11 protein-coding genes are annotated in these 12121 nt (G+C 62.9%); 6 read left to right on the top strand and 5 right to left on the bottom strand.

The genetic code is table 11. From position 1 onward, the window contains the following. The first annotated feature begins 109 nt into the window (after positions 1-109). From CATRI_RS00470 to CATRI_RS00460, 3 genes are all read left to right on the top strand, one after another. The gene (locus CATRI_RS00470) at positions 110-1780 is read left to right on the top strand and encodes an L-lactate permease (RefSeq protein ID WP_290218629.1); all 1671 of its coding nucleotides are present in this window, start codon (positions 110-112) and stop codon (positions 1778-1780) included. Positions 1781-1864: 84 nt separating this feature from the next. Further along, positions 1865-2581: a FadR/GntR family transcriptional regulator gene (locus tag CATRI_RS00465; protein WP_290218626.1), complete on the top strand. Its 717-nt coding sequence runs from the start codon at positions 1865-1867 to the stop codon at positions 2579-2581. A 123-nt stretch (positions 2582-2704) separates the two neighbouring features. Next, entirely contained in the window at positions 2705-2983 is a 279-nt protein-coding gene (locus tag CATRI_RS00460; RefSeq protein WP_290218624.1) for a DUF1540 domain-containing protein, read from the top strand. Between the two features lie 79 nt (positions 2984-3062). On the opposite strand, the gene CATRI_RS00455 is transcribed toward CATRI_RS00460, so the two are convergent. Next, positions 3063-3836 (bottom strand): hypothetical protein, encoded by a 774-nt coding sequence (locus CATRI_RS00455; protein ID WP_290218622.1) that lies wholly within the window; start codon positions 3834-3836, stop codon positions 3063-3065. 141 nt (positions 3837-3977) lie between these two features. Between CATRI_RS00455 and CATRI_RS00450 the strand changes: the two genes are divergently transcribed. Beyond that, positions 3978-4763: a CPBP family intramembrane glutamic endopeptidase gene (locus CATRI_RS00450; protein WP_290218618.1), complete on the top strand. Its 786-nt coding sequence runs from the start codon at positions 3978-3980 to the stop codon at positions 4761-4763. Here CATRI_RS00450 and CATRI_RS00445 read toward each other — a convergent pair. Continuing rightward, entirely contained in the window at positions 4760-5689 is a 930-nt protein-coding gene (locus CATRI_RS00445) for an RNase H family protein (RefSeq protein ID WP_290218613.1), read from the bottom strand. The two genes, CATRI_RS00450 and CATRI_RS00445, sit on opposite strands and share 4 nt — an antisense overlap. A 98-nt stretch (positions 5690-5787) precedes the next feature. Then, the gene (amn, locus tag CATRI_RS00440) at positions 5788-7215 is read right to left on the bottom strand and encodes an AMP nucleosidase (RefSeq protein WP_290218610.1); all 1428 of its coding nucleotides are present in this window, start codon (positions 7213-7215) and stop codon (positions 5788-5790) included. A 375-nt stretch (positions 7216-7590) separates the two neighbouring features. On the opposite strand from amn, the gene CATRI_RS00435 reads away from it, so the two are divergent. Continuing rightward, entirely contained in the window at positions 7591-8829 is a 1239-nt protein-coding gene (locus tag CATRI_RS00435; protein WP_290218607.1) for an IS256 family transposase, read from the top strand. A gap of 848 nt (positions 8830-9677) precedes the next feature. On the opposite strand, the gene CATRI_RS00430 is transcribed toward CATRI_RS00435, so the two are convergent. Continuing rightward, a complete protein-coding gene (locus CATRI_RS00430; RefSeq protein WP_290218604.1) occupies positions 9678-10190 on the bottom strand; it encodes a ferritin in 513 nt (170 codons plus the stop codon). Between the two features lie 48 nt (positions 10191-10238). On the opposite strand from CATRI_RS00430, the gene CATRI_RS00425 reads away from it, so the two are divergent. Further along, complete coding sequence (locus tag CATRI_RS00425) at positions 10239-11198, top strand: esterase/lipase family protein (protein WP_290218602.1); 960 nt, start codon at positions 10239-10241, stop codon at positions 11196-11198. Here the strand turns inward: CATRI_RS00425 and CATRI_RS00420 are convergent. Continuing rightward, positions 11195-12121: a Sir2 family NAD-dependent protein deacetylase gene (locus CATRI_RS00420; RefSeq protein ID WP_290218597.1), complete on the bottom strand. Its 927-nt coding sequence runs from the start codon at positions 12119-12121 to the stop codon at positions 11195-11197. The genes CATRI_RS00425 and CATRI_RS00420 overlap by 4 nt on opposite strands.

The following is a 12121-nucleotide window of genomic DNA, read 5'->3' as shown; positions in this document are numbered from 1 at the left end:
TTAGTGATGCCCCCTCGATCTACTTGACGCTGTGACCCGTGCCATATAACGTCTCTGTGGACTGACCATAGTGGTCAGGCCATACTCTACGGATTCACAGGAGACACGCGTGAGCACCTATACCGCGCTAACCGACGCCGTCGGCGGCAGTCTCGCCGTCTCGGCCCTCGTCGGCACATTGCCCCTGATCACCTTCTTCGTCATGCTGCTCGCGGTAAAGGCGCGAGCGCACGTATCGGGTCTGACCGCCTTGGCCGTCGCCATCCTCGTTGCCATCTTCGGTTTCGGGATGCCGTGGGACCTGGCCATGCTCTCGGCGTCCCAAGGCGCCGTGTTCGGCTTCTTCCCCATCGTCTGGATCGTCGTCCTCGCCCTCTGGTTCTACCAGGTCACGGTCCTTTCGGGACGTTTCGAGGACATGCGTACGATCTTTGACACCATCGGCGGCGGTGACCTGCGCATTCAGGCCATCCTCATTGCCTTCTGCTTCGGCGGACTACTCGAGGCCCTCGCTGGCTTCGGCGCCCCCGTGGCCATCACCGCGACGATGATTCTGGCGCTGGGCCTCAAGCCGCTCAAGACCGCCACCGTCGTGCTCATCGCCAACACCGCCCCCGTGGCCTTCGGTGCCGTGGCCATCCCGATCACCACCGCCGGCACCATCACCGGCCTCGACTCCGCCCACATCGGCGCCGTCGTCGGACACCAGGCTCCCTTCTTCGCCGTCATGGTGCCATTCATTCTGCTGCTGATCATTGACGGTGTGCGCGGCATCAAGGAAGCCTGGCCCGCAGCGCTTGTCATCGGCGCCTCTTTCGCCATCGCCCAGTGGTGGACCTCCACCCACTTCTCCTACGAGCTCACCGACGTCGTCGCCGCCCTCGCTGGCCTCGCCTCCGCCGTTGTCCTGCTCCGTTTCTGGCACCCGCGTGGCTCCGACCGCGTCCGGGAGAGCCTCGGCGTGGAAAAGCCCCCGGCACCGGAGTCCCTCACTCCGGGCCGCGTGTGGATGGCCGTCCTCCCCTACGTCCTCGTCGTCGCCGTCTTCGGCGTGGCCAAGCTGTGGACCTGGGGTGTTAACATCCCTGCCGCACTCGCCGCCACCGACGTCAAGATCCCGTGGCCGGGCCTCGACGGTCGCCTGCTCAACGCAGCTGGCGAGCCCATCACCGGCACCATCTACAAGTTCCAGTGGCTGTCCAGCCCCGGCACCCTACTGCTCATCTCCGGCCTGCTCGTGGCCGTCATCTACGCCTCGTTCAATGGCAATGGCCGCTTCAAGCTCTCCATCGGCAATGCCCTCGCGGAGATCGGCCGCTCCTTCTGGAAGATGCGCTGGTCCGGCCTCACCATCATGAGCGTGCTCGCCCTGGCCTACGTGATGAACTTCTCCGGCCAGACCATCTCCATCGGCACCTGGGTCGCAGGCGCTGGCGCTGCCTTCGCCTTCTTCGCCCCGGTCCTCGGCTGGCTCGGTACCGCCGTCACCGGCTCGGACACCTCCGCCAACGCATTGTTCGCAAACCTGCAGAAGACCGCTGCCACCGGCGCCGGCCTCGATCCCTACCTCATGACCGCCGCCAACACCTCCGGTGGCGTCGTGGGCAAGATGATCTCCCCGCAGTCCCTCGCCATCGCCGCCACCGCCGTCGGCATGGAAGGCAAGGAATCCGCCATCTTCCGCTCCGTCGTCTGGTGGTCCCTCGGCCTGCTCCTCCTGCTGTGCTGCTTGGTCTTCCTCCAGTCCAACGTCCTGGCCTGGATGCTGCCCCCCGCTTAAGGGAGCCCTGGGTTCTTGCTTAGAATGTTCTCCTGGACCTTCTACAAGGGCCCTTTCAAGCAGTAGTCAAGGAGTCCCCCTGCCATGGCAGCCCCCACCCGCGCTTACTCCATCGTCCTCGACTGGTTGGAAGCGCGCCTGCGTTCCGGTGAGATCTCGGTCGGCGATAAGTTGCCGGCCGAGCGCCAGCTCGCCGAGGACTTCGGCATTTCCCGCGCCTCCGTGCGCGAGGCCATCCGTGTCCTCGATGCGATGGGGCTCGTCCGTTCCTCTACGGGCTCTGGCCCGAACGCCGGGGCCGTGGTGATTTCCGAACCCTCCGCCGCCCTCGCCTGGGCACTGCGGATGCATGTGGCCACGCGGGCGCTGCCGGTGCGAGACATCGTCAACACCCGCGTGCTGCTGGAAACCCAGTCCGCACTTGAGGCCGCGGTGGCCCCCGACTCAGATCTGCGGGAGGCCTGCCTTACCCGGGCGGCTTCACTGCTGGAGCTCATGGACAATCCCGAGCTGCCCGCCGACGACTTCCACCGCCACGACGCCGAGTTCCACGTCCAGCTCGCCTCCCTCACCGGCAACGTCGTCGTGGAAACCATGATGGACTCCCTCCGCCAGGCCACAATCGGCTACGTGCAGGAGACCGTCGCCGAAGTGAGCCGTTGGCCCGAAATCAAGCGTTCCCTGCAGGAACAGCACCATGAGATCTTCCACGCCGTGCGCGAGCGCCGTGGCGAGGACGCCTCCATCGCATTGGAAGAGCACATCCTGTGGTTCTACAGTCTGCTTCCCAACAGGGACTAATTGCTTATCGACGCCCGCAAGGCAGCCTAACCTTCCTTGTTTCCCCAGGTCATGATACCTAGCATGGGGGACATCAGATACGCGTAGACACCCGAAGATCTCACATCCAAGGAGAAACGCATCATGTCCACCATCACCAAGGTCTCTTCCTGCACCACCACCGCCTGCGCCTTCAACAATGATGGCTGCACCGCTTTTGCCATCACCGTCGGCGGCACCGACGCCGCTGCCTGTGGAACTTTCTCCACCTTGGACCTGCGCGCTGGACTCGACACCGCTGATGGGCACGTCGGAGCGTGTCAACGACTCGACTGTAAGCACAACGAAAACCTCATGTGCACCTCCGCTGGCATCGACATCGTTGGTGAAGCCGCCAACTGCGCCAGCTACGCCGCCCGCTAGTTGCGGCAAGCATCAAAGCTAGAGAAAACGCGCGGAACCCTTCAGTGAGGGGTTCCGCGCGTTCCTCGGTTTCCGGTTATCAGATACGCGAAGAGGCGTTCCGGTCCGAGGTGGGTACGGCCAGAGCATCGACTGCCCGAGCCAAGTCTTCAATGGTGGTGGCGCGCTCGGCGAACGGAACGAGGACGGTGGTGACCCGCTCGTCGGTAGCCTTGAGCAGGACAATTCCGCGGGGATCAACGTCCGCGACCCACAGGCGGAAGTGATGCGAAGAACACAGGGGCTGCACCCGATCGGCCAGGATGATGCCGGGGAGGCTTCCGCCGAGTACATCATCAATGAGCTGGGACTGACGCCACACCGGGAGGCGATCGACCTGCTCGCGGGCATCAAGCTCGCGGGTATCCAGCTCCCGTGAGTCCAGCGTTGTTCCGACGAGCTCATCGAAGGATGCACGCGTGGTGCCCTGCGGCCCGCGGATGAACACGTTATCCAGCTTGAGCACTCCGAACCTTAGGTACGGGCTGGGATCGACGTCGAGCCCCGCCTCCTCGGCCGCAACCCACGTGAGGTCCGCGAGGGCATGCAGGCTGGCGACAGTGATGTCCACGTCGAACTCGAGGGACTTCCTAATCCCATCGACGCGTACCGCCGTCTCCCCCACACGATCTCCCATGCGCTCCGCATCGGCCGCGGCGCAGGCCACCACGAGCTGACCTTGGTCATTGATGCCATGGGCCAATACCGGGAGATGCGCTGTGGAGTCGACGCGATAAGGCACCAGCGACAATGCGCCGGCGCCGTGGAAGATGCGTCGAGCCAAGCTCTCTGCGTAAGTGGTGGCACTCAACATAAGCGATTCTCCCTAACCTAAGGTAAGGCTAACCTAGAACAGCTGGCGTGGTGAGTCAAGTGCCTCCCACAGATTCTTTCGCCACCCCACCCCCTGCGAAAGACTTGCGGCCGCCGGAAACTAACCCGCTACGCTTAAAAGATGCCCAAAGCTAGATTCACCACAGCGGTTCGCCCAGATACGTCGAGCGAGGATCGGCGCTGGGGCCGGTGGGACGCCTTCGCGCTTGCCTCCATCCCCGCCATCTTGCTGTCTGGTTTCCTCCTGCACCTCACCCCGCTCTCCCCGCTCGTCGCAGCCAGCACCGACTCCGTGTTCCGCCTGTTCATTGGCGCCGCGCTGATCTTCGGCTACGCGCCCATGTTCCGTGCCCACTGGGCCGCTGTGAAACGTGCCCCGTGGCGGAGCGCGGCCGTCGTCCTTGCCGGAGCAATCGGCCTGCAGGTTGCCATCGCCATCACCCGCCAAATAATGAACGTGGCGGGGATTCCCCTCTCCGGCCCCGCACCCAGCAGTGACGTTTCCGCCGACACTTCTCCAGATCCCCTGACGGCATCGTGGCCGACCCTGGCAATAATCGCCTTTGTCATGCTCTCCCCGAACATCACGGTGTTCATCGAGGAAGTAGTGTTCCGCTACACCCTGCTGGCCAAGTTGCCCGTGTGGGGCAACGCGCTGAAGCTGATCGCCGCCACGCTGGCCAACAGCATCCTCTTCGGCCTCATCCACTATTGGAACTTCAACGGTGGCATCGTGGACACGATTCCGTACATGTTCGCGGGCCTTCTCATGAACCTCGTGTTCATCTGGACCAGAAATGCCTGGCTGCCCGCGCTCATGCACCTAGTCAACAACGCCACCCTTACTTACGGCGGCTTGGCTTTGATTATCATCCTCCGACTCCTCGGCGTAGAAACCGGGGCCTAACCCGCCTTCACAGCCGGGCGAAAGTCGCGGGAGCGTGATGCCGGTACCAATTCGAGTCCGGGCTTGAGTGCCTCAGCCAACTCCGCGCGCAGCCGATTGGGGACCTTGTCCCCTTCGGGGCCGAGCCGAAACTGCACGCTGCGGCGGGCGGCCATCGCTAAGCGATCTGCACAATCATTGAGAACGTGCCCATTGTGCCCGCGAACCCAATGCACCCGAAGCTCCACTCCCCTGGCGCGCACCGCATCGACTCGTCGAATGCAGAGCTTCTCCTCATTGCTTCTCGACGTCCGCCCCACCCGGTCCGAGCCATTCAGCCGCCGCCACACAACTTGTGAGTCGGTGAGGATGTGGATGATAGGCGCCTGGCACCACCACTTCTGCAACGCCAGATCCACGGCGGCAAACTCCCCCGCCACTATCGACGGCGTCTGGATGGTCGTGGAAGCGATCTCGCCGGAGGAGTTGGCCGCGCCCAATCCCGTGAGCTTCCCAGAGAACCCACGGGAAGCGTCGGTAGCTATCACCAGCGGCGGCACGGCCTTCCACTCCTCGGCAGCGCACTCGGTGTGGAACCGCTCCGCGCAGCGTCGGGCAGTCTCCTCCAACCGCTGACCAGTAACAACCTGACGCACATGCAGTCCGGGAAAGCGCGCAGCCTCCTCCTTGAGCAAGCGGCGCACCATGGAATCAACAACATAGATTATGAGGCCGGTCTCCTGGTGTGCGTGCCACAGGTGCAAAAACGTCTCGATGACATTCTCCCGGCCGATGCGCTCCCTGTCCCCGCCCTCCTCCACGGCGTACCAATGAACGTCGGCCACTCCGTCAACCGCGTAGGTGATCAACTGGCGAGCCGGAGCACCGTCACGCTTCGGAAAGAAGCAATGCTGAATGCTAGCGACTGGAATGTGGACCGTACTCATGGCGCTTCTCCTTTGGCTGTTGGTTCCTGCTTGCCGCCACTATCGCGCAGGGTGCCAACATGGCCTCAGAGATGCTCGAACGTCGGTTCGCCAGCTAGCTATCTAAACGGCACCTCACCAATCGTGCGACGCAGCTTCCTCGTGCGCAGCCGCTCGGGATTTCGCGCCAACACCTCCATGGACCTGACCGCGCACATGACGTGGGCCTCCTTGGAATTGGAGTAGAACGCCTGCGCCTGGGCCGGCAATTTGGGCACGGCGTGCAGCGGCAAGTCGGAGACGGACAACAAGGTTCCATAAGGAATCCGATAGCGGTAGCCATTCGTCGCCAGCGCGCAGGATTCCATATCGACGGCCGCAGCTGTCGATCCGCGTAACCATTCCCACAGCTCCCGCGGGGTTTTCCACTCCCAGTTGCGGTCGTCGGTGGATAGGACCGTGCCGGTGCGCATGAGCGCCTTGTCATCGCCGTAGATCGCGTCGACGGAGTTCTCCAGCGCCCGTTGAATCTCCGGGACCGCAGGGATCGGGATGTCCCGCGGGATGCGCTCATTGAGGATCCCGTCTTGCCGCTGATAAGCGTTACCAAGGATGAGATCGCCGATGCGCATGCGCCCGTCCAGACCCGCGCAGTGACCAATCATGATCCACGCCTCGGGCCGGAGCACGGCGAGACAGTCGGTGATGGTCTTAGCGTTCGAGGGGCCCACTCCGATGTTGAGCATCGTGATGCCATCGCCGTCGCGAGTACACAGGTCGTAGCGCGGCATCTGATAGTTCGAACCGAGGTCAAGCTCCGTGTCATCGAGCCGAGCCGCGTGATCACGGCTAATCCGCGAACCGGACGGCAGGACTAGTGAGGTGTAGCGAGAATTCTCGGCCGCCAACTGTTCAACACCAAAGCTGACGAACTCCGTGGTGTGCATGTCGTAGTTGGTAAAGAGGATGTATTTCTGCAGCGACTCCACCTCAATGCCGGTGTAGTGCTCAATCCGCGCACACGCGATATCGAATCGTTGGGGCCCAAAGTGGAAGAGCGGCTTCTCAGACCCGTGGAAAGCTTCCCAATCACTATCGACGATCCCGTCATGAACGTGATCCAGCGTCGGCCGAGGAATGCACTCCGCAGCGTCGCCCGCCCTGCGGGCCTCCGAGATCCCCTCCACTCCCCGGATGTACTCCGGGGGTATGCGCACATTGGAGGGCCCCACGTAGATGTCGCACGGGTAGTTGCCTGTCAGCCGCGCCAATTGTTCGAAAAGGTAGTTTCGCATGAGGTGCGGCTTGGACAAGGTGGCGGAATACCGTCCCGCCTCATCGACATATCCGAAAGGCTCGGAGCGGTCGATGGGATGCCATTCCTTCACATCGACGACGAGCTTGGGATAGACCACGTCCCGATAAGCCTCGTAAGTCCCGTCCTCCAGGACCGCGCGCGCCAAGGATGCCGAGCGATCATACAGCTCAACAAGCTTCTCGACGGCCCCCTCAACATCTACCACCCGGGTCAGTTCCTGATCACTCACTATGAATGTCCTCCTCTCAAGCGAGGATAGTGCCGTTCCCCGCTTCCGGCAGTCTCAAGCTTTTCCCACCCCGTTCTTCCAGCTCATGCCCTACTCCCCAGGAGCCCCACCCAGGTGGCCGTCGCCGTATCTTCACCCGTCGCCGCGCGCAGCTGCGCACACTTTATCCCCTCTGAACAGCATAAATAGAAAGGAGCTAGCTCCCTGAGTCCTGCTCAAGCGGGACACTTCTACGCGCAGCTGCGCACCTGAAGGGGTTACGTCCTCTAGCGTGGTGTATCTGTAACTGCCGGTGACGACCCCCAGAGAAAATGTGGGCGACCACCGCAGTACCTTTCGAATCAACTCTTACCTCTCCTCGAAAGGGAACCCACGATGGCCGCTGGCCCCCATTCTATCGACCCGACCACCTACCTCGACGATCTACTCTCCCAGGCCTCGCCGGACCTGATGCGCGAGATGCTCCAAAGCTTCATCAACCAGATTCTGTCGACCCAGGCCGACCAGGTCTGCGGCGCCGATTACGCCACCACCAGTGATGCTCGCGTCAACGTCCGCAATGGCTACCGCCACCGCGACCTCGACACCCGCGTCGGCACCGTGGATGTCGCCGTGCCGAAGCTGCGCACCGGCTCATTCTTTCCGGACTGGCTGCTAGAACGACGCACCCGAGCCGAACGGGCCCTGACCACCGTCATCGCCACTTGCTACCTGAAGGGCGTGTCCACCCGCAGGATGAACGACCTGGTCGCCACCCTCGGGATATCCAACCTGTCGAAGTCGCAGGTATCCGAGATGGCCAAGGATCTTGACTCCATGGTGGAGGATTTCCGCACCCGGCCGCTGGATACCAGCCCGTATCTCTACGTCTCGTGTGACGCCCTAACCATGAAAGTCCGCGAAGGCGGACGGGTGGTCAAGACCTCCGTGCTGCTGGCCACCGGCGTCAACGCCGAAGGCTACCGGGAATTGCTGGGCATGCAGGTCGCCACATCCGAGTCAGTCGCCTCATGGACCGGCTTCTTCCGCGATCTCAAGGCCCGGGGCCTAGATGAGGTGTACCTGGTCACCAGTGATGCGCACGTGGGTATCCAGCACGCGATCGGCGAGGTCCTGCCGAATGCGTCGTGGCAGCGGTGCCGCACTCATTTTGCGAAGAACCTGTCCGGGCTGGTGTCGAAGACGCAGTGGCCGACATTATCGGCGATGTTCCACACGATCTTCCAGCAACCGGATGCAGCATCGGTGTGGGCCCAGACCCGCGAAGTCGTGACCTTCTGCGAGCAGAAGTTCCCGCACGTAGCCGACTACCTGGAGGAGTCCCTAGACGAGCTGTTGGCCTTCACCCACGCCCCGAAGAGCGTGTGGAAAAAAGTCTGGTCGAATAACCCCACCGAGCGGCTGAACCGGGAGATCCGCCGGCGTACCGACGTCGTCGGGATCTTCCCCAACCGGGACGCCGTGGTGCGTCTGGTGGGCGCGGTCCTGGCCGAGCAGCATGACGATTGGATACAGCAGAAGCGCTACATGTCGCTCACGGCACTGGAGCAGACGAAGGCCATGATGAGCGCCACCGTCATCGATGCCGGCGAATCCACTCAGGAGGTCGCATGAGTCGACACCACTACCGGGCTCGGGACGGCCCTTGCACCGTCATCCTGCCTGTTTTATCGAAAGGCAGAAACACCACTCCCGCGGACTTGACCCCTGAAGGTTTAGGAGCAAACGTATCGGGAATCCAACTTCACATCACCACTTGCCCGGTCCTAAGGAAACGATCCTGTGTCTTCAAACCACAGACCCCCCGATAACCGCCTACAGCGAGCAACAAATCTCAGGCGAGTCAGGGGGCGAAACCCGCACTTCCTAACAACTCCGGGGTCAATGCCCCTTCCGAACCCGCCAAGTTGTTAGGAAGTGCGGGTTTCAATCGACTCAGCACTGACCTTGAACAATGCTCACCCGCCACCCGGTGCCAAGCCGGAGCAGAATCCAACACATATGTCCCTTAACCCGCACCTGATGCCCGCGAACTACGTGCCCGGTGAGCCGACAAAACACAGACCCGGAGGGACTACCAGTCTCCGGGTCTGTGCCAGCAATGAAGAGTTAAGGGCTTCGTATCGAACGGCCTCCCAGGGGACGGGGTCAGATGGCTTCTGTCTCAGTTGGCGGTAAGAGTTGGAGGTCCCGAACCGCTAACCCGACTATAGGTTAGGCTACCCTTAAGTGCAAGGGTTTACGGGAAATTAGTTTCTCATCGCCGTTCTCTCGCCGCTCACGCTCTGGTTGGTGCCGACTTCTTTCGCCCCATCGTCCGTGGGGCTGGCCGAACCTTGTTTTTTCCGCCAAGAAAATGCCAGCCCCGGCGCGAAAATCCGACTTGCGGATGACCCCCGAACAGAGAGATCCCCCGGCCACGAAGAAGTGGCCGGGGGATCGGAGCGGCAGATGGACGGTGATTACTGCGGGCCGCCAGCGGGGGTGCGCTCGCCGCCCATCTCGGTGTCGATACGCAGCAGGCCAGAGCCGTTGTCGCCAACCAGGGTCAGTTGATCGACGATCTCGGAGACAGTTGCTTCTTCCTCGATCTGCTCGTTGAGGAACCAGTTGACCAGGGAACGGCTGTCGAAGTCACGCACTTCGTCGGCCACCTGCGCGAGGTTGCGGATCATGCCGGAGACCTTCTGCTCATGCGCGAAGGCAGCCTTGAAGGCATCGAGCGGGGAGGTGATCTCCAGCTCGTCGAGGGAAATGTCGGACAGCACCACGCGCTCACCGCGGGCCAGGAGGTGGTCGGCGATCTTCTGCGCATGCACGCGCTCTTCGTCGGCCTGGGCAGCCATCCAGGTGCTCATGCCGGGGAAGCTCAGTCGATCCAGGTCGTAGGCGAGCTGGGAGTAGATGAGGGAGGCCTGGTGCTCGGCGATCACCTGGGCGTTCATGACGTCACGCAGTTTCTGGTCCATGTTCATGGTCACCATGCTAGGGGTAACGGCGGCTGATGTCATTAGCATGGTGACATGGCCACCAATCACCTGGCTGAACTTCAGCGAGACCTCAGTACCCGGATCACCCGCATTCTGCCCACTGGCGTGGTGCGCAGACTAGACAGCGCCGAGGCCGACGACCCCAACACCGTTAACACTGCCGAGGCCGACGTCGTCGAGGACTCCCAGAGCGAATCCGTCGAGCAGCGCTACATCCGCTCGAACAATTTCCCGCTGGCCGCCCGACGCCCACCCCGCGGCCACGTCGAGGACGATTGGCGCGCCCGACCCACCAAAGAACGCCCCTGGCCCGTGGTCCTCATCCACGGCACGAGCGATTCCAACGGCATCTGGGAGAAGCTGACCCATAACCTGCGCACGGACGGGTGGGCGGTGTTCATCCCGGGCTTCGGCAATCGCAGCACCCTCACCGTCGAGGAATCTGCCTCTCAAGTTGGCGCATACATCGATGCAGTGCTGACCGTCACCGGCGCCGAGCAGGTCATCCTCGTCGGCCATTCGCAAGGCGGGGTCGTCGCCCGCTATTGGATGCACATCTATGGCGGGGCCCCCAAAGTCAAGCACCTCGTGAGCCTGGCTGCCCCCAACCACGGGACCACGATGGGCGGAATGCTCTCCTCGATCATCACCACCCGCACCGCCGAATCCATGATGAACTCGCTGGTGCAATCCTGGTTCGGCCCCTCCGGCTTCCAACTCATCACCGGTCACCCCATCATCAACGACATCAACGTCGATGGCGACACGGAAAGCAACGTCGGCTACACGTGCATCGCCACTCGCTACGACAGCCTCATCCAACCACCCGAGAGCTGCTTCCTCTACTCCGATGACCCGCAAGCGGAAATCACAAACTTCTTCATCCAGGACATCGAGCCGAAGGCTCGGGTCCTGCATGAAGACATGCCTGTCGACGCCCGCGTGCGACGCGCCGTGCGCACCGCCCTCGATGCGATCGACCTGCCCTCCTAGATCCCGAGGGCGTCGAGAAGCTCGTCGAAGGCTGGTGCCACCTGTGTGCGCCACAGCGTCGTGGCCTGGGCATCTGCCCGCCCGGGCCCGCCGTTGATCACGGTGAGCGGCTTGCCCTGCCGGCGCGCGTCGAGCGCGAAGCGGTAGCCGCTCATCACCGCCAGGGAGGAGCCCGCCACGAGGAGGGAGGCGGAGGCACCCAAGATTTCCGACGCCCGCGCCTTCCGCCCCTCCGGCACCGGCTCGCCGAAGTACACGACATCCGGTTTCAAGCGTTTGGAACCGCACCGCACACAACCAACCATGCGGAAGCGCTGCACGGTCGCCTCGGGCAAGGTGACATCGCCATCGGGGTTGACCAGCGAAGGGTCGAGGAGGATGGAATCGAAGTAGCCGGGATTGCTCTCCTCCAGGCGGCGATCGAACTCCGCGCGCGGTTCTCGCATGTGGCAGGTGAGGCACACGACGGTGTCCAGATCACCGTGCAAGTTCACCAGATTGCGCGAGCCCGCCGCCCGGTGCAGCCCATCGACGTTCTGGGTCACTACCCCGCTGAGTGCCCCAGCACGTTCGAGCTCCACGAGCGCGAAATGCGTCCGGTTGGGGCCTGCAGCCTCCATCTGCCGCCAACCGACGAAACTGCGCGCCCAATATCGATGAGAAGCGGCTGGATCGTGGCTGAATTCCTGGTACGTCATCGGGCGGTGGCGCGTCAGGCTGCCCTGTGGGCCGCGATAGTCGGGGATGCCCGAATCCGTGGACACGCCCGCTCCGGTGAGCACCATCGCGGGGCCCAGCTCGAGCTGCTCCACTAGCTGCGACAGTGCCTGCTCCGGTGGGAGCGGCGTCGCCGTTTCCTCCACCACCCGCGCGATGGAGCGCAGTGCCGAGCGGTGGAGATCATCCTTATTTAGCGGGGGCAC

The organism is Corynebacterium atrinae, assembly GCF_030408455.1.
In the GTDB taxonomy this organism is placed as follows: domain Bacteria; phylum Actinomycetota; class Actinomycetes; order Mycobacteriales; family Mycobacteriaceae; genus Corynebacterium; species Corynebacterium atrinae.
Note: the sequence above shows the minus strand (reverse complement) of the source record. Positions and strands in the feature narration are given on the sequence as shown.

Excerpts from the sequence above, each read along its gene's own strand:
- CATRI_RS00435 (WP_290218607.1), top strand. The coding sequence starts at position 7,591 with ATGGCCGCTGGCCCCCATTCTATCGACCCGACCACCTACCTCGACGAT.
- CATRI_RS00465 (WP_290218626.1), top strand. The coding sequence starts at position 1,865 with ATGGCAGCCCCCACCCGCGCTTACTCCATCGTCCTCGACTGGTTGGAA.
- CATRI_RS00430 (WP_290218604.1), bottom strand. The coding sequence starts at position 10,190 with ATGAACATGGACCAGAAACTGCGTGACGTCATGAACGCCCAGGTGATC.
- CATRI_RS00425 (WP_290218602.1), top strand. The coding sequence starts at position 10,239 with ATGGCCACCAATCACCTGGCTGAACTTCAGCGAGACCTCAGTACCCGG.
- CATRI_RS00460 (WP_290218624.1), top strand. The coding sequence starts at position 2,705 with ATGTCCACCATCACCAAGGTCTCTTCCTGCACCACCACCGCCTGCGCC.
- CATRI_RS00455 (WP_290218622.1), bottom strand. The coding sequence starts at position 3,836 with ATGTTGAGTGCCACCACTTACGCAGAGAGCTTGGCTCGACGCATCTTC.
- CATRI_RS00445 (WP_290218613.1), bottom strand. The coding sequence starts at position 5,689 with ATGAGTACGGTCCACATTCCAGTCGCTAGCATTCAGCATTGCTTCTTT.
- CATRI_RS00450 (WP_290218618.1), top strand. The coding sequence starts at position 3,978 with ATGCCCAAAGCTAGATTCACCACAGCGGTTCGCCCAGATACGTCGAGC.